Source organism: Pantoea sp. paga (genome assembly GCF_007558755.1).
GTDB lineage: Bacteria > Pseudomonadota > Gammaproteobacteria > Enterobacterales > Enterobacteriaceae > Pantoea > Pantoea agglomerans.
Genome location: NZ_VLTF01000011.1, coordinates 57,756 through 75,470, shown reverse-complemented (window position 1 = coordinate 75,470; position 17,715 = coordinate 57,756). Strand labels below are relative to the sequence as shown.

At 55.5% G+C, this 17,715-nt stretch carries 17 protein-coding genes; 3 read left to right on the top strand and 14 right to left on the bottom strand.

Annotated elements, in window-relative coordinates; genetic code table 11:
* Positions 1–4 precede the first annotated feature (4 nt).
* The gene (gene mutM, locus FOV68_RS21755) at positions 5–814 is read left to right on the top strand and encodes a bifunctional DNA-formamidopyrimidine glycosylase/DNA-(apurinic or apyrimidinic site) lyase (RefSeq protein WP_031591878.1); all 810 of its coding nucleotides are present in this window, start codon (positions 5–7) and stop codon (positions 812–814) included.
* On the opposite strand, the gene coaD is transcribed toward mutM, so the two are convergent.
* From coaD to rfaD, 11 genes are all read right to left on the bottom strand, one after another.
* The gene (coaD, locus tag FOV68_RS21750) at positions 811–1,290 is read right to left on the bottom strand and encodes a pantetheine-phosphate adenylyltransferase (RefSeq protein ID WP_010258279.1); all 480 of its coding nucleotides are present in this window, start codon (positions 1,288–1,290) and stop codon (positions 811–813) included. The two genes, mutM and coaD, sit on opposite strands and share 4 nt — an antisense overlap.
* Positions 1,287–2,063, bottom strand: coding sequence for a glycosyltransferase family 2 protein (locus tag FOV68_RS21745; protein ID WP_031591873.1), 777 nt, complete (start codon positions 2,061–2,063; stop codon positions 1,287–1,289). Before FOV68_RS21745 ends, coaD begins: the two co-directional genes overlap by 4 nt.
* Complete coding sequence (waaA, locus tag FOV68_RS21740; protein WP_031591872.1) at positions 2,063–3,337, bottom strand: lipid IV(A) 3-deoxy-D-manno-octulosonic acid transferase; 1,275 nt, start codon at positions 3,335–3,337, stop codon at positions 2,063–2,065. The genes FOV68_RS21745 and waaA overlap by 1 nt, the downstream gene beginning before the upstream one ends.
* Before the next feature lie 92 nt (positions 3,338–3,429).
* Positions 3,430–4,563, bottom strand: coding sequence for a glycosyltransferase family 4 protein (locus FOV68_RS21735; RefSeq protein ID WP_143991535.1), 1,134 nt, complete (start codon positions 4,561–4,563; stop codon positions 3,430–3,432).
* Complete coding sequence (gene rfaQ / locus FOV68_RS21730) at positions 4,556–5,632, bottom strand: putative lipopolysaccharide heptosyltransferase III (protein ID WP_143991534.1); 1,077 nt, start codon at positions 5,630–5,632, stop codon at positions 4,556–4,558. The genes FOV68_RS21735 and rfaQ overlap by 8 nt, the downstream gene beginning before the upstream one ends.
* Positions 5,633–5,705: 73 nt before the next feature.
* Entirely contained in the window at positions 5,706–6,692 is a 987-nt protein-coding gene (locus FOV68_RS21725; RefSeq protein WP_227028388.1) for a glycosyltransferase, read from the bottom strand.
* Positions 6,693–7,019: 327 nt separating this feature from the next.
* A complete protein-coding gene (locus tag FOV68_RS21720) occupies positions 7,020–8,024 on the bottom strand; it encodes a glycosyltransferase family 8 protein (RefSeq protein ID WP_115758615.1) in 1,005 nt (334 codons plus the stop codon).
* Between the two features lie 9 nt (positions 8,025–8,033).
* Positions 8,034–9,110 carry a glycosyltransferase family 9 protein gene (locus FOV68_RS21715; protein ID WP_143991533.1) on the bottom strand — a complete coding sequence of 359 codons (1,077 nt, stop codon included), beginning with the start codon at positions 9,108–9,110 and terminating at the stop codon, positions 8,034–8,036.
* The gene (gene rfaC / locus FOV68_RS21710) at positions 9,107–10,084 is read right to left on the bottom strand and encodes a lipopolysaccharide heptosyltransferase RfaC (protein WP_010258262.1); all 978 of its coding nucleotides are present in this window, start codon (positions 10,082–10,084) and stop codon (positions 9,107–9,109) included. The genes FOV68_RS21715 and rfaC overlap by 4 nt, the downstream gene beginning before the upstream one ends.
* Positions 10,072–11,127: an ADP-heptose--LPS heptosyltransferase RfaF gene (gene rfaF, locus FOV68_RS21705; protein WP_143991532.1), complete on the bottom strand. Its 1,056-nt coding sequence runs from the start codon at positions 11,125–11,127 to the stop codon at positions 10,072–10,074. The genes rfaC and rfaF overlap by 13 nt, the downstream gene beginning before the upstream one ends.
* A gap of 17 nt (positions 11,128–11,144) precedes the next feature.
* Complete coding sequence (rfaD, locus tag FOV68_RS21700) at positions 11,145–12,077, bottom strand: ADP-glyceromanno-heptose 6-epimerase (RefSeq protein WP_010258257.1); 933 nt, start codon at positions 12,075–12,077, stop codon at positions 11,145–11,147.
* A 230-nt stretch (positions 12,078–12,307) separates the two neighbouring features.
* Between rfaD and FOV68_RS21695 the strand changes: the two genes are divergently transcribed.
* A complete protein-coding gene (locus FOV68_RS21695; protein WP_143991546.1) occupies positions 12,308–13,504 on the top strand; it encodes a glycine C-acetyltransferase in 1,197 nt (398 codons plus the stop codon).
* Between the two features lie 10 nt (positions 13,505–13,514).
* A complete protein-coding gene (gene tdh / locus FOV68_RS21690; RefSeq protein ID WP_143991531.1) occupies positions 13,515–14,543 on the top strand; it encodes an L-threonine 3-dehydrogenase in 1,029 nt (342 codons plus the stop codon).
* 28 nt (positions 14,544–14,571) lie between these two features.
* On the opposite strand, the gene FOV68_RS21685 is transcribed toward tdh, so the two are convergent.
* From FOV68_RS21685 to FOV68_RS21675, 3 genes are all read right to left on the bottom strand, one after another.
* Positions 14,572–15,483: a hypothetical protein gene (locus FOV68_RS21685; protein ID WP_143991530.1), complete on the bottom strand. Its 912-nt coding sequence runs from the start codon at positions 15,481–15,483 to the stop codon at positions 14,572–14,574.
* Positions 15,476–16,705, bottom strand: coding sequence for a glycosyltransferase (locus tag FOV68_RS21680; RefSeq protein ID WP_010258244.1), 1,230 nt, complete (start codon positions 16,703–16,705; stop codon positions 15,476–15,478). The genes FOV68_RS21685 and FOV68_RS21680 overlap by 8 nt, the downstream gene beginning before the upstream one ends.
* 104 nt (positions 16,706–16,809) lie before the next feature.
* Entirely contained in the window at positions 16,810–17,712 is a 903-nt protein-coding gene (locus tag FOV68_RS21675; protein ID WP_052259213.1) for a divergent polysaccharide deacetylase family protein, read from the bottom strand.
* Between the last annotated feature and the right edge of the window lie 3 nt (positions 17,713–17,715).

The window sequence follows — 17,715 nt, the reverse complement described above, 5'->3', positions numbered from 1 at the left end:
GGGTATGCCAGAGTTGCCAGAGGTTGAAACCAGCCGTCGCGGTATCGAGCCGCATTTGGTCGGTGAAACCATCCTTCACGCCGTGGTGCGTAATTCACGTTTGCGCTGGCCCGTTTCGCAGGAGATCCTGGCGCTGAGCGATCAGCCGGTGCTCAGTGTGCAGCGCCGGGCGAAATATCTGCTGCTGGAACTGCCGCATGGCTGGATCATTATCCACCTTGGCATGTCCGGTAGCCTGCGCGTGCTGTCAGAAGAGCTGCCAGCGGCGAAGCATGACCATGTTGATTTAGTCATGAGCAACGGCAAAGTGCTGCGCTATACCGACCCGCGCCGCTTTGGTGCCTGGCTCTGGAGCAGCGATCTGGCGGGCAGCAGCGTGCTGGCACATCTCGGGCCGGAGCCGCTTAGCGAGGAGTTTGACGGCGCTTACCTGTTTGAGAAGTCACGCGGCAAGCGGACGCTCATCAAGCAGTGGCTGATGGATAACAAAGTGGTGGTGGGCGTAGGCAACATTTACGCCAGCGAGTCACTGTTTACCGCCGGGATCATTCCCGATCGTGCTGCCGGCAGTCTGTCGCAGGCCGAAGCGGAACTGCTGGTCAATACCATCAAAGCGGTGCTGTTACGCTCCATTGAGCAGGGCGGAACCACACTGCGTGACTTCTTACAGAGCGACGGTAAACCCGGCTATTTTGCACAGCAGTTACAGGTTTATGGGCGGGCAGGCGAACCCTGCAGGGCATGCGGTACGCCGATTGTCAGCGGCAGACATGGACAGCGCAGCACCTACTGGTGCCCGAACTGCCAGCATTAAGCCAGTTTAGCCAGCAATGCCTGATGCACCGGCGCGGGCAGGAAGGCGGTAACATCGCCGCCGTGACGCGCCACCTCTTTGACCAGCGAAGATGAGATAAACGAGAAGCCTTCAGACGGCATCAGGAAAACACTCTCCAGCGTTGGCAGCAGATGACGATTCATCTGGGCCAGCTGCATTTCATATTCAAAGTCTGACACTGCACGCAAGCCACGGACCAGCACATTCGCCTGCTGGTCACGGGCGAAATTCGCCATCAGGTCGCTGAATCCGACCACCTCAACGTTGGGCAGATGGGCTATCACTTCACCAGCCAGCGCCACGCGCTCATCCAGGCTGAACATTGGTTTTTTACTGGGGCTGGCGGCAACGGCCAGAATGACCTGATCAAACATCTGCGCTGCCCGCGTCACGATGTCGAGATGACCGAGCGTCACAGGATCAAACGTTCCGGGATAGATGGCTTTCGTGATCATACTCGCCCTTTTGCCGAAGCATGATTCAGCGCCCAGAGGGCTGAATATTTATTGAAGGTATATTGCGCATTGACCACCGCCAGAATCCAGCCCTGTTTTCCGTCGAGAAAACCGGCACGCAGCAGCAGGGTTTTCACAAACGCGCCCAGCGTATGGCTGAACAGAGAAAACAGGCTGCAACGCTTACCGCGCCGATGGCGTTCCGTAGCCCAGGCTTCGGCATAAGCCAGCTGCTTGCGCTGAAAGGCGATTAAATCGCGGCAGGTCAGATGCTGCAGATCGCCGGGTAATGCCACCACTGGCGCGCCGTCACTCTGCAGTGATTCATGCACCAGATTGTCATTGTAGCGGAAGGTGCGTGGATAGAGTCGCATGACGCGGTCAGGATACCAGCCGCTATGACGCATAAAGCGGCCGAGAAACAGATTACTGCGGCCAAGACTATAAACCGTACGGCTGGGTGGCGCGACCAGCACCTGCTCAATCGCGGCGCGCAGTTCAGGTGTCACGCGTTCATCCGCATCGATCATCAGAATCATGTCGCCGGTGGCATAGTGCTGCGCGCGCTGGCGCTGGATGCCATAGCCCTGCCAGTCATCATTGTGGTAGACCTTCGCCCCAGCCTGCGTGGCGATGTCGACACTGTTGTCATGGCTGCCTGAGTCCAGCACGATAATTTCATCGGCCCAGCTGACCGAGGCCAGGCAATCAGGCAGCAGTTCCGCTTCGTTTTTGGCGATCATCACCACGGAAAGACGTTGGCGTGCTGACATTAGTGGGCCCGTGGTGGCAGATGCGGTTCGAGTAACTGTAGCAGACGCTGTAGCGCACCCTGATTCTGGTGCAGCACGTCTACCGCATGACGTCCGTAATAACGGCGGTAATCATCATCCTGTAACAGGTTGGTGACCTCTTTTTCCAGCGAAATCACGTCGGTGACGGTGATCAGCCCCTGGCCTTCCTGCAACTTGCTGCAGATATCTTTGAAGTTCCAGATATGGGGTCCCATCAGAACCGGAAGAGCATGGGCAGCAGGCTCCAGCGGGTTGTGTCCACCCCGTTCAACCAGGCTGCCGCCGACAAAGGCCAGATCGGCAATGCCGTATAGCAGCATCAGTTCGCCCATTGAGTCTCCGATGACCACCTGCGTTGAGCCAGACGGGATCTCGCCGCTGCTGCGCAGGATAAAACTGAAGCCGCGTTCCTGCGTCAGTTCACGGGCATCGTTAAAACGTTCGGGATGGCGGGGCACCAGAATCAGCAGCAGATCCGGGAAGGTCTGCAGCAGGCGGCGATGGGCATCCAGCACAATGGCCTCTTCACCTTCGTGCGTGCTGGTGGCGATCCACACCGGACGGCGCGGCGCCCACTGACGACGCAGCGTTACCGCTCTGGCGGCCAGTTCTGGCGTCACGGAAATATCAAACTTCAGGCTGCCGGTAATCGTTAGTTGAGAACGTTTCAGGCCCAGGCTCAGGAAGCGGTCGCCATCTTCCGCATTCTGCGCCGCGATAAGCGTGATGCTCTGCAACAGCCGGCGCATGAATTTACCCAGCTTGCGGTAGCCTTTAGCCGACCGGGCCGAGAGGCGGGCATTGGCGATCACCAGTGGAATATTACGCTGGTGCAGAATGCGGATAATGTTCGGCCACAGCTCAGTTTCCATGATGATCACCAGGCGGGGGTTGACCGTATCCAGAAAACGATTAATTGAACCCGGCAGATCATAAGGCAGATAGACGTGATGCACATCTTTGCCAAATGCAGATTGCGCGCGTTCAGAGCCGGTAGGCGTCATGGTGGTGACGGTAATCGGCAGGGTCGGGTAACGATGACGCAGAGCGCGCACCAGCGGGATCGCGGCCAGGGTTTCACCCACAGAGACCGAGTGCAGCACAATGCCGTCGGGCTTAACTTTGCCGACACAATAGCCATAGCGTTCTGCCCAGCGTTTGCGATAGGCAGGCGCTTTACGACCGCGCAGCCACAGGCGCAGCCAAATCAGTGGCTGAATTAAGTAGAGCAATGCGGTGTAAATGGTCGTCATAGTTACCGTTACAGCAAATTCGCGTCTAAAAGCAGATTAAAATCAGATGGCGGCATGTTATCAGAAACCCCGCATGCACTCATCCCACATTGTCAGTTGCTGCTCAGGACCTGCTGATAAAGCGAAGTCAGCGCCTGCGCCAGCCGTTGTGGACCATAAGGTTCAATTTTGCGCCGCGCCGCGTCACCCATTCGTGAATCGACAGAAAGCGCCGGTAGTGCATTAACAGCCTGATTTAACCCCTTGATATCCAAGGCATCACAGACGAAGCCTTCCTGACCAGCGGTAATAAATTCTGCGCCACCACAGCCGGTGCTGGTAATCACCGGTAAGCCGCAGGCCATCGCCTCCAGCACCACATTAGGAAAAGGATCGTAGAGGGTGGGCAGCAGCAGGCCATCAGCTGCGTGATAGAACGGCTGCACATCCTGCTGTACGCCGACAAAGCGCAGCCGGTCCAGACAGTTAAGCTGATTTGCCAGCTGCTGATACCGTTGCAGTTGCTTATCCTGACCCACCACAATCAGATAACGGTCGCTGGCAGCCAGCGCCTGTATCGCCGCTTTCAACCCCTTGCGTTCAAAGCCGGAGCCGACATAAATCAGTACGGTCGCCGCATCAGGCAGCGCCAGCTGCTGACGGGTAGCGCGACGTGCTGCTTCCGTGGCGGGCTGGAAACGGCTGGCGTCGATAGCATTATGAATAACGTGGATTTTTCCGGCGTCGAGCGAGAAACAGCGCAGGATATCGCGCTTTACCATCTCAGAATTACAGATCACCGCTTTCAGCGTCGGAGAGTTAAACATCTCCGCTTCCGCCTGCAGAACATAGCGATGATAAGGGCTGAGCACAGCACTCAGTCGTTGCCACGATGAGACGATGCGGGCGCGCTGTTCCAGCCAGACGCGATGAACACCATCACCCGCGCGAAAAATATCACAGCCCGCGATGCGCTCGTGGCTTTGCACAATATCGAACTTCTCGCGCTCCCAGCAGGTGCGTGCAGCACGGGCAAAACCACGCTCACGGGATACCCGGCCCAGCTTTGCCGGATTACAGATATGCAGATGCCAGTCAGGATTCGGTGTGCCCTGCCAGTTGCGGGTAATGATGTTGAGATCGAGCTGCTCGCTGCCCAGCGCTTCCAGCGCGCGCGAGATAAAACGCTCGGCACCGCCATCCGGACGATATTTCTGCCGGACAATCGCCAGCCGTAACTTACTCATTCAGATAGCTCCTCGCTGCCGCGACCACATCCTTCACCGGAATGGCCGACAGATAACGCTGGTCTGTTTTGGTGTCGATGGAATCGGGTGAGGGCAGCGGGCCATAGTCACCCGCCCAGATGACATGATTGTTGTCGCCCCATGGCCGCCAGTGCTGCAGCTTGGTCGGGCCAAACAGCGCAATGCAGGGCGTTTCAAGTGCGGCGGCCATGTGCATTGGTGCAGAGTCGACACCAATAAACAGCCGGGCATGATCGATAAGCGCCGCCAGTTGCGGCAGGGTAAACTGACCGGCCAGCGAAACCACATCCGGCGACGCACACAGCGCCCGAATGCGGTTAATCATCGCCAGCTCCTGTTTGTCCGGCCCGGCGGTCAGCACCACCTTGCGGCCCGGCTGCGCCAGCTGATCGAGCGTGGCGGCAACACTCTCCTCTTCCCAGCATTTAAAGCCCCAGCGTGAGGTCGGCTGCACCACAATATAGGGCGCAGTGACATGATGTTCCGCCAGTCGTGTCAGCACAGTTTGCTGGTCAGCGTCGCTGTAGTGCATTGAGACACGTGCGCCGTTGCTGCTGATGCCGAGGGGTGCCAGCGCCGACATATTCTGCTCAACGGTATGCAGTTTGCTGTGATTATGTGTGGGGACCAGGCAGTTGTGACACCATCGCCACAGGACGTTATCGCGTTTTTTATAGGCAAAACCGATGCGAACGGGTGCCGCAGAGAGCCGCGTAATCAGGGCTGCCCGCCACTGATCGGCCAGATTAATTACCAGATCATAATAGGCGGCACGTATGGCGCGAATTAATGCACGCTCATGGCCCAGCTTGCGCCAGGTGCCCTCCTGCTTCCATTTACGATCGATGACGTGCAAATGGCGGATAGCCGGATGCGCTTCCAGCATCGGACGCGTCTCCTGATAGAGCAACACGTCGATGCTGGCCTGCGGATAACGCTCATGAAGCGCATTGATGGCGGGCGTTGTGAGCAGCATGTCACCATGATGGCGCAGCTTAATCAGTAATATATTTTTTGGAGAGATGTTTGCTGGAGTCAGGCTGGCCATAAACAAGAGTTCTCAGAATTCAGTGAACCGATTGTAGGGCAAACCCTTTTTAGGATAAAGCCAGCCTCAAAGGTTATTTATCACGCCAGCGATAGAGTCGGGCCAGCCACAACAGCAACTGATACCACTGCTTAATTCCCCGGGCATTGCGTAACATGCGCAGGTGTGTCCGGGTGGCGAACAGCTCGGCAATGATTGCCTGGCGTGCGCGTGCGTCAGGCTCACGTCTTACACTGTGGCAAACGCTGAGCGCTTCATGAGTCACCTGATAGTGAAACGACGGGTAGATCTTCACGCGGTCACGATAGCGGTCATTGAGCTCTTCCAGCAGTCGCGCAATCTTCATGTAGTGGCGCTGATACTCAACGTTGCGCTCGCCGGTACGTTTGCGATTGCTGATTGAGGCGTCATGCATGTAGTAGCGATAGAGCACCGCTTCGGTATAACGCACGCGTTTTGCCAGCAGCATAAACTCGGTGGTCCAGGGAATGTCCTGATGATGCAGGCCGGGCTCAAACTGCAACTGGTGCTGCTCAATCAGTTCCCGGCGATAGATGCCCAGCCAGACCACATGCATATAACGATGGGTTTTCAGCGCGGTATTCAGCCAGTCGGCACCGTTCAGCACCGGCGTGCTGCGCAGGCGATCCAGCGGAATCAGCGGCTTTACCCGCTGGCTGTGTTTGAAAAACCACTCGGCGTTGCACTGTGCCGCATCCAGATTATCTGCTTCCGCCAGCGTCACCAGCGTCTGATACATATCGGGTTTCATGGTGTCATCTGCATCAGGGAAGGTGACATATTTCCCGCGGGCAATCGCCAGCCCGGCGTTACGGGCGCGCGAGACGCCGCCATTTTCCTGATGAATCACACGAATGTGAGAATGCTGCTGTGCATACTGATCGGCGCGCTCGCCTGAGCCATCGGTTGAACCGTCATCGACGATAATGATCTCAAGCAGAGTCAGCGTCTGCGCCAGCAGTGACTGCATGAACTCATCAAACATGCTGCCCGCATTGTACATCGGGGTAATGATACTCAGCAGAGGAGAAGTACTCATGACAATATCTGCACCAGCATTGTATTCACTGCGAAAGGGCGTTGCCTCGTCATAAATCATTTCCAAATCAGCAGAGTGAAATCAGGGAGTTCACAATTATAAAACGATGTTGCATCCCTGCTTTACTAAAAACCACGCCCGACAATAATAATGCGCTATATGCGCTTTTTTTACGCAATGTGGCCGTGCAGGTAAACAGATTATTATGCTGGCTTGCTGTCAGCGTCGTTATTACAGAGGTCGTGGCAAACAGCTGGCGGGATAAATGGCGGGAAAGTCAGGCGCTGAAATAACAGCGCCCGCATCAATCTGATAAACCTGAGTGTGCTATTGCTCACTCTGCTTAAAAAACTTGAGACTGACATACTTCATCATCCAGCTCAGGCTTTCAGCATACTGTTTCTGATGCCACTTTACGCGGGCGAATCGCTTCATCTCTTTATAATGCTTTGGCGTATCAAGTGGTTGTGAAGCCCAGGGGGAGCGCTGGTAATAGCTGTAGTAGCGCTGGGAAAGATCGCTGCCAGCCCATGCATGCCAGGGTTTGCATTTACCGGTGTAGTGAATCATCACCGTCTCTTCAGGCACGCCCGAGTGATCCCAGACTTTATTGGCGATGATATCGTAAATGTAGTTATAGCGGTCTGGCAGGATCAGGACCTCATCCTCCAGCACGATATTCAGCGCATCCTGATCGGGAAAACCAAACTCTGCGCCCCGCGTTACCAGCACGTCGGTAATGCGCGCGGTGGTCTGCCTTTCGAGCCAGCGTGGAATATTAATCAGCATAAAGCCGGAGTTGAAATAGTGATGATGCTTCAGCCCCAGCCTTGCGCACTGGTTATGTCGCGCTCGCGGTGTGTCATTACAGGCCGCCAGCGTGTAATCAGTGATATCCAGCGTGAACAGGGGAGAGTAGTCGCCTACCACCAGGGTGTCAGCATCAATATAGATCACCCGATCGCTGTAGCTCGCCACGGTTTCCGGAATCAGGAAACGGTAGTGGATACTTTTGGGATAGCGTCCGACCGCAGGCAACTGATCAACCCAGGCTCGGTTAAAGATATGCAGCGTGATCGCCAGACGATGGCCTTTGGCCAGCGATCGCAGTTTTTCCACATCCTCTTCGCAAAGCGAGTCTGAAAAAACATGGGCGTGGAAAGCGGTATCAGGATGATGGCTGAGAAGTGAAAACAACGTAATGCCCATGCCACGCGCGTAGGCGTAGTTGATGCCAAACGCAACATGAACCGGATTATCATCCGTGTCAGCAAGCGTGTTAACCAGCAGCTGACTTTGCTGAACGGCCTCAGCAAGAGGGGTAATTGCCATTACGCTTCACTATTCCAGATTATGAGTAATAAACGTTTGTATTCTAGTCAGTTTATCGTGATCCAGCCCGAATAATTTTTCAGCAGGCTGATCAAACTGAAAACGGGTGGCAAAAACGAACGTCGACGCAGCAATATTATCCGGTCCGATAAACAAAACGTTATTGACCGGGCGCTGTTCCCGGACTTCACACGGCCCGTAAAGCATGATCACCGGTATCTGCTGCGCATCCGCAATATAAGCATTGCCAGAGTCAGAGGAGATGTAGAAATCCATCTGTGCAATGGCCCACGGAACCTCTTCCAGTTTTAGCTCACCAATCAGACTGACGATATTGTCTTTCGGGCCGGTCAGGCTCAGTAACTCATCCAGCCACGGCTGCTCAGCCGGTGGGCCAAACACATAAAAGGTACAGGGCAGGTCAGCCAGCGACGCCATCAGCTGCTGCCAGATGCTGGCAGGAATGGTTTTAGCCCGGTTACCGGCAGAAATACTGATGCCAATTTTAATACCGCCGCGCGGATTAACCAGCGCGGCGGGCGGCGCAGGCGGCTGCCAGAGCGGAGAGGTCGCATGCTTGGGGAAATCGGTGTAGCGGTAGTCTCGATTAATCAGCTTCAGGTAGCTGTCGAGCGTTAAATCCGTTTTGGTGTGGTCGACAATACCGCTGGCGCTGCGATAGAAGGTCTTATGGTAGGACTTACGCACATAGGTGCGCAGAAACTGCTTGTTCGGTGCGTTGCAGAGCGCGGCGAAAAACAGGTTCACGCTGTTTGGCTGCACCAGATAGACGTTGTCATAGCGGTTCATCAGAGTGAACGCGAGCTTCAGTTTAGCAAAAAAGCTGCGCTTCGCCTCTTCAATCAGGAAATAGCGGCTGACCGTGTCATCATGACGCGCCAGCGGCTCCACCGCTTTGCTGATCAGCAACTCAGACTGACCCAGTGCGCGCAGCATCGGGGTGATATTAATAAAATCACCAATCTTTGCCGTCTGGATGATCAGGCTGCGTCCGGTTGGCCGGTAAAACAGCCGCATTATGGCCCGGAAAGGCAGCAGAAGCAGGTAGATCAGCACATAGTTCATGGCATGTTTTCCGTAATAACGGCCCGCAGTTTCTCTGCCACCGTGTCAGCAGTCAGCTCTGCCAGATTATGATTCGGGGCGCTCAGTGCCTGTTGGTTCTGCCCGTAACCGCCAATCAATCCAGGATCGGTCGGACCATACAGCGTGAGGTTGGGGCGATCCAGTGCCGCCGTCAGATGGCTCAATCCGGTATCCACTGAGACCACCGCCCGTGCGCCCGCCAGCTGTTGTGCTATCGCTTCCAGCGTCAGCTTAGGCAGCACATCGACATGCTCAAATCCTTCTGCAAGGCGCTGCGCACGCTGATGCTCATGTTCAGCACCCCAGGGCAATTTCACCCGCAACCCGCTGGGCTGCATCTGCTCAATCAGCTGTCGCCAGTGTGATTCCGGCCAGTGCTTGTTGTCACGCGTCGTGGCATGCAGAAAGACCAGGTAATGATGTGCGTCAGCGGGCAGATGATGCAGGAAGTGTCCGGCAATCGCGTAGTCACCCTGACTTTGCGGCTTTTCATAGCCCAGGCTTTTGGCGAACAGTTCGCGCGTCCGCTCAACCGCGTGCTGCCGCTTACTGACCTCATGGCGGATGTCATACCACCAGCTGGCGAACGGCTCACGCGCGCTACGGCTGTCCTGCCCATGTTTCACCCCTTTCGATAAGCGGGTGACCAGCGCGGCACTTTTGATCAGGCCCTGTGCATCAATCACGATATCGTACTCACGTGACTGTAACGCGCGCTTAAACAGCACGCGCTCTTCACGCTGCTGACTGCCAAACCAGTGTTTGCGCCAGCGGCGAATCGCGACCGGTAACACTTTATCTACTGCGGGATGCCAGCCAGGGATCTGTGCGAAATTCTCTTCCACTACCCAGTCGAAACGGATGCCGGGAATGGCATGCATTGCATCGGTCAGTGCCGGGAGCGAATGCAGCACATCGCCCATTGATGAAGTTTTAACAATCAGGACGTGCATGGCACCTCCTGTGGCGCGAGCAGTTCGCTCAGCGTCTGATGTACGCGTTCAGGCTGAATATCGATCAGGCTCTGATGATAGCCCTGTTCGGCATCGCCTTTGCGTACTTTGTGATAGCCGGTAATCAGGCGAATAATTCGCGCCTGCTTTGCCAGCGGCGGCGTAAAGTCAGGGCTGCTTGGTCCATAGAGCGCCACCAGTGGACGATCCAGCGCCGCGGCGATATGCATCAGGCCGGAGTCGTTGCTGACCACGGCACGGCATTGCGCCAGCAAAATCACCGCCTGTTCCAGCTGAGTTTCACCCGCCAGATTACGGCAGTGGCCACGCGCCTCTTCGGGCAGCGCAGCGATAATCTCTTCGCCGGTCGGGCGATCTTTGGCGGAGCCAAACAGCACGATCTGAAAGCCTTCAGCAATCAACTGGCGGGCCAGCGTGGCGTAGTGATAGTGCGGCCAGCGTTTGGCCGGACCAAATTCAGCACCCGGACAAAAACCGATGACCGGACGGGTCGCGGCGAGCTGAAACTGTGCGGCCGTTTCAATTTTTTCCTGCTCTTCAACCTGCAGTTTTGGCCACAACAGCGGCTGTGGCAGCTGCGCCGCCGAAGCAACAGGTGTGTCGTAGCCCAGCGCAACGTAGCGCTCAACCATAAGCGGAAACGCGGCTTTATCCAGCACCCGCAAATCATTCAGCAGGCCATAGCGCATTTCACCGCGCCAGCCGACGCGGCGTTTTATTCCGGCAAAGAAGGGGACCAGCGCCGACTTGAAGGAGTTAGGCAGCACATAAGCACGGTCGTAGTGACTGACGCGCAGCACTTTGCCCAACCGGCGACGCTCACCGATTTCCAGCGCGCCATGCCCAAGCGGCATCGCCAGCGCCTGATTCACCTCCGGCATGCGTGACAACAACGGACGGCACCATGCAGGTGCCATCACGTCAATTACCGCATCGGGATGTTCGGCCTTGAGGGTGCGATAGAGACTTTGCGACATCATCATATCGCCGACCCACGACGGGCCGATTACCAGAATTTTCATCGCCGGAGCAGCTTCCTTTATGCGTTACGGTTCAGCCAGACCATATAGTCAGCGACGCCCTGCGCCACCGTTTTAAATGGCTTGTCGTAGCCAGCGGCACGCAATTTAGTGAGATCGGCCTGAGTATAGGCCTGGTACCGTCCTTTGAGCTTTTCCGGGAACGGGATGTACTCGATCTGACCTTTCTGGTGGAACTTCAGTACTGCGTCAGCCACTTCCTGGAAGGACTCGGCGCGGCCTGTGCCACAGTTGTAAATCCCGGAGACGCCATTTTCCCAGCACCACAGGTTCACTTCCGCAACATCATCAACGTGGATGAAATCACGTTTAAAGCCGTCGCTGCCTTCAAAGAGTTTTGGATTTTCATCGTTGCTGATCTGCGTGTTCAGATGGAAGGCAACGCTTGCCATGCTGCCCTTGTGGCCTTCACGCGGTCCATAGACATTGAAATAGCGGAAGCCGCATACCGGCGAGTTCGCTTCCGGCAGCATCTGACGGACGTAATGGTCGAACAGCATCTTGGAGTAGCCATAAACATTAAGCGGCTGCTCATACTGACGCTCTTCAATGAAATTCTCATTGCGTCCGCCGTAGGTCGCTGCGGAAGAAGCGTAGAGGAACGGGATCTCGCGCTCAAGACAGAAGTGCAGCAGCTCTTTGGAGTACTGATAGTTGTTTTCCATCATGTACTTGCCATCCCACTCGGTGGTGGAGGAGCAGGCGCCCTGATGGAACACCGCTTCGATCGGGCCTAAATCATCGCCCGCCATCACGCTCATCAGGAACTCTTCTTTGTCCATGTAATCGACGATATCCAGGTCGACTAAATTGGCAAACTTGGTGCCATCCTTCAGATTATCCACCACCAGAATGTCGGTGTGACCGCGATCGTTCAGCGCTTTGACAATGTTGCTGCCAATCATTCCTGCGCCGCCAGTTACGATAATCATGTTGTTACCTTCAACGTTGTGGGGTGAAACAGGAGGTTTCACACACGAATACCTCACATCATAACATTTCATCAGGGTGCAGACAGCCAGATGACTCTGTAACGCTTTGTGCGTACATCCTTGCGGCGTGAACTATGCTGCAAAAATGACATTCTGTTGGGCGATTTATCGTGAAGAAGCGGCCTGTTCAGTAAGATATGCCAGATTTTTGCCATCTGAGGAGAGCAATGATGCCTGCGCAATTTTATCAACAACTTCGTCAGCAACTTGATGATGCACATCAGGAAGGACTGTTTAAACAGGAGCGGATCATCACCTCTGCCCAGCAGACGGAGATCGCGGTTGGCGATAATCCGGCGGTGATTAACTTCTGCGCCAATAACTACTTAGGTTTAGCGAACCATCCGGCGCTGATTCAGGCGGCGAAAGAGGGGATGGATTCGCATGGTTTTGGCATGGCGTCGGTGCGCTTTATTTGCGGCACGCAGGATAGTCATAAGCAGCTGGAAAAGCGGCTGGCAGACTTTCTCGGCATGGAGGATGCCATTCTTTACTCCTCCTGTTTCGATGCCAATGGCGGCCTGTTTGAAACCCTGCTCGATGCGCAGGATGCCGTCATCTCTGATGCGCTGAACCACGCTTCCATTATCGATGGCGTCCGGCTGTGCAAAGCGCAGCGTTACCGCTATGCCAATAACGATATGGCGCAGCTGCGCGCCTGTCTGCAGGAAGCGCGCGATAAAGGCGCGCGTCATATTTTGATCGCCACCGATGGGGTCTTCTCAATGGATGGGGTGATTGCGAATCTGCCCGCTATCTGCGATCTGGCCGATGAGTTTTCTGCGCTGGTGATGGTGGATGATTCCCATGCGGTGGGCTTTGTGGGGAACGCCGGACGCGGAACCCATGAATATTGCGATGTGATGGGCCGGGTCGACATCATTACCGGCACGCTGGGTAAAGCGCTGGGTGGCGCCTCCGGTGGCTACACCGCAGCAAAAGCAGAAGTGGTGGAGTGGCTGCGCCAGCGTTCCCGTCCCTATCTGTTCTCTAACTCGCTGGCCCCGGCCATTGTTGCCGCCTCGCTGCGGGTGCTGGATCTGCTCAGCGAAGGCGACGGGCTGCGTCAGCGTCTGTGGGACAACGCCCGTTACTTTCGGGAGCAGATGACGGCGGCGGGCTTTACGCTGGCGGGAGCCGATCACGCCATTATCCCGGTAATGCTGGGTGAAGCCAGCGTCGCCCAGGAGTTCGCCCGCCTGCTGCAACAGGAAGGCATCTACGTTACCGGCTTCTTCTATCCGGTGGTGCCAAAAGGACAGGCACGTATTCGCACCCAAATCTCTGCGGCGCATACCCAGCAACAGCTGGAACGTGCGGTGGCGGCCTTTACCCGTATCGGCAAACAACTGGGCGTTATCGCCTGAGGAGTCCGTCATGAAAGCACTCGCCAAACTGAAGAAGGAAACGGGCATCTGGATGGTGACCGATGCGCCGGTTCCGGAGCCGGGCCACAACGATTTGCTGATTAAGATTCGTAAAACCGCCATCTGCGGTACCGATGTCCATATCTACAACTGGGATGACTGGTCGCGCAAAACCATTCCGGTACCGATGATTGTCGGTCATGAATATGTGGGGGAAGTGGTTGCGATAGGACAGGAAGTGAAAGGCTTTACGATTGGCGATCGGGTCTCGGGCGAGGGGCACATTACCTGCGGACATTGCCGCAATTGCCGTGCCGGGCGAACGCATTTATGCCGTAACACAATGGGTGTAGGTGTTAACCGCCAGGGCTGCTTTGCGGAGTATCTGGTTATCCCGGCCTTCAATGCGTTCAAAATTCCCGACAACATTTCCGATGAGCTGGCGGCAATCTTTGATCCGTTCGGCAACGCCGTGCATACCGCCCTATCGTTCGATCTGGTGGGTGAGGATGTGCTGATATCCGGCGCGGGTCCTATCGGCATCATGGCCGCCGCGGTCTGTCGCCATGTCGGCGCACGCAACGTGGTGATCACGGACATCAATGAGTATCGTCTGGCACTGGCGCGCAAAATGGGCGTCACGCGCGCGGTGAATGTGGCGAATGAGGATCTGCGAGACGTGATGCACTCGCTGGGCATGACAGAAGGATTCGATGTCGGGCTGGAGATGTCTGGTGCACCACCTGCCTTCCGTTCATTGCTGGAGGTAATGAATCACGGAGGGCAGATTGCACTGCTCGGCATCCCGCCGGGTGAAATGGCGATCGACTGGAATCAGGTGATCTTCAAAGGGCTTTTTATCAAGGGCATTTATGGCCGGGAGATGTTTGAAACCTGGTATAAAATGGCGGCGCTTATCCAGTCCGGGCTTGATTTAACGCCGGTTATTACCCATCGCTATGGAATCGACGATTTCCAGCAGGGCTTTGATGAGATGCGTTCTGGACGCTCGGGAAAGGTGATACTGAGCTGGGATTAAAACAGCGGCCGCCAGGGCGGCCGCATGATTAGCTTTGTTTTTTCTCTTCATCGGTCAGGTAGCGCACTTTACGCGTGTAGTCCTGGCCTTTAAAGTTCAGCGGCTGTTGCGGATCGGCGAGGTATTTTTGCCATTCCGACAGCGGAAAGCCGCCATGTGCGCCTACCACTTCAGGCGGGATCACCGCCGACTGACCGCCAATTTTCTTTGAGACCGGCCAGTTAGCCCATTCGCCCAGATTGACGGTTTTAATATCCAGCATGTCCAGCAACACCGCCAGCGGCAGCTGGTCAGTAGGCGGCTGGCTGTCGTTCATTAAATTCCAGGTATCATTAAACAGCGTCAGCCACAGCGGCGAAATGCGCTGCCAGACATCACGGGTGGCGGCCAGGTAAGCCCCATTCACGTGATCCACCAGCCAGGGCCGGATACTGTGCGGGTAGTAGGCGGGAATCGCCTCTTCCGGCGCATCAGCCAGCTTGGCAATCATTTTCCCCTGACGAAAACTGGAATAGAGATGGCCGGACTTCATCATGATCTCCGGCATCTTAAGCAGATTGAGGTCGGAATCGATCATCAGAATGCCGTCGCCTTTAGCCTGTAAGGGCGCCTGCAATTTAATCAAACGACTGCGATAGATCTGCTTGTAGCGATAACTCTCTTCCCGATGCGGGACATCCAGCGTAGCGACACGGGTTTTTACTGGCAGGCTGCCAAAGGCGTGAGCCGGCTGATCGCTGACAATTACGATCTCTTCAGCCTCTGTCGCAAAGCGCGCCGCAAAATCGGCACTGAGCAGGGCTTCTTCGATATAGTCCGCGCCGGTGCAGGGGATCACGACAGAAGTGACCGGTACAGTACCCTGAACCTCTTTATGCGAATAAGGCAGGTTATGACTCGCCCTGATATGGCGATAACGGGGATTTAAAAAATTAAGCATGAGGTTTCTTTTTCACGACGCTTTGTAAAATATTCTCGACGCCGCTGATATAAGTTTCAATAGCGTACTGTTCACGTACGCGTTTCGCTGCCGCATTGATCAGGCGTTGACGTAAATCCGCATCCTGCCACAGTGCGGTCAGATGCTGGGTCAGTTGCACCACGTTGCCATAATCAAACAGCAGCCCGGTTTCGTCATGACTGATCAATTCGGCAGTACCGACCACGCGGGATCCCACTACGGCGGTATTCACCAGCATCGCCTCCAGCACAACCCTTGGTAAGCCCTCACTGCGTGAGGCAAGAATAAACGCATCAAAGGCAGTGAGGTAATCCAGCGCGTTGTTCTGAAAGCCGGTAAAGACCACGTGCTGCTGGATGTTCTCTGCGGTAGCGAGTTGCAGCAGATGCTGAAGTTCCGGACCCGCTCCGACCACCACCATCTTCCAGTCGGCATCGGGATTAGCACGTTTAAAACGGCCCAGTGCCTGCAGAATATGGTGATTAGATTTACGCAATATCAGCGAGCCAATCGTGCCGAACACAAAGGTTGAAGGGGAGAGTTTAAAGCGCTGGCGTACTTCAAGGCGGTCGGGCAGAGGCTGGTGGATGTCGATAGCGTTATTGACGGTAAAACAGCGTTCCGCATCAACACCGTGGCTGCGCAGGGTGTTATTCACGCCCTGTGACACGGCAATGATCGCCTGGCAATCCTGATTGACCATGCTGACCAGCCGCGGTTCCAGAACCGGATCGATACGGCAGTGTTGCACTACCGCAACATCCAGGCTGCGCGCCGCCAGATAACCTTCCACATTGGTGCTGGGCTGGTTATTCATATAGAGCGTGTCAAACTTCCCCAGCTGCAGCAGTGAATTGATTTTGCTGGCATTGGGCATAATGCGCCAGTGTGTATCAATCTGATCGATGGCGCGCTTCTTGAGCTTCTTATTAAAAAACAGCAGTGCCCGCGCGACTTCTTTAACAAACTTTGCCCAGCGTGGCTGCCTGATTTGCGGAATAAAAAAGACCGGGATAGCCAGCGCATTCAGCGTGGCCTCAATGGTTTCGTCGTTGCCACGGCTGTAGTTGTGATAGAAGCAGCAGGTGATATCAAACTTTTGACGATCGATACGCTTCAACAGCTCCAGCATACTGTTGGTGCCGCCGCCCCACTCTCTGCCGTTATCCAGTAGCAGGATTTTTTGTTTAATAATCGTCATCCCTATCACTGTTCCCGCACAGCACGTTATCGCCCGACCGAGGATTATAGTAATTTCTGCGTATAAATGAACGCTAAGCTGAACACTTAGCATTCATAGCAAATTCAGAACAGATTTTTTAGCGTGTTAAACAGCGGGCTGTTATTCACACTTTCCGCTATTACCGTTAAGGCTCGGGTGGCAGGAACCGGCGCCAGCGGCTGTTTCGGTTTACACAGGTCTGCAGGCTGGAAGCGCGGTGTCGCCGGTTTTGCCGGTGCCACAGGCGTCCGTGAGCCGCTGCGGAGTGATTCGTTCAGCAGCTGACTGGGGCGAACCAGCGTAACGTCGGCTGGCAATGTGGGTAACATCTGCTGCAGCACCCGCACGGTGTTAGGGTGGGGATGACCAATGGCAATGGCGTAACCGTCGCGCTGCGCCAGTTTCACCGCCCGACTGAACTGCTGGCGGATGGCATTAATATCCTGGCTGTCATCCAGAAATACCCGGCGTTTTAATACCCTGACCTGGGTGCCCTGTGCGGCAGGAACAGCCTGACTGTTAGCGATGGTCATGCTATCCAGAAAGTAGAGATTATAGTGGTTCAGCGCCTGCATCACTTTCTGCATGCCGGGCAGGCTGGAGGTCATCCTGCTGCCCATATGGTTGTTCAGACCTACGGCATAAGGCACGTTGTTAACCGCATTGCGCATGATGCGGGTAACCTCTTCGCTACTCATCTCCGGCGTTAAGGTATCTTTTTCCAGCGGCTGTTTGCTCAGCGGCGCCATGGGCAGATGGATCAACACTTCGTGACCACTCTGGTGCGCTTTGGTGGCCATTTCACGGGCATGTGGCGCGTTGGGCAAAACCGCCACTGAAATGGCCTGCGGCATCTGCAGGACCTTGTTCTCTTCGGCAGGGCGATAGCCTACGTCATCGATGACAATGGCCAGTTTGCCCGCCTGCGCAGCGTAGCTGAACAGCAGGGCGCTCAACAGAACGGGGATTTTTCGAAGTTGCAGCAAAAC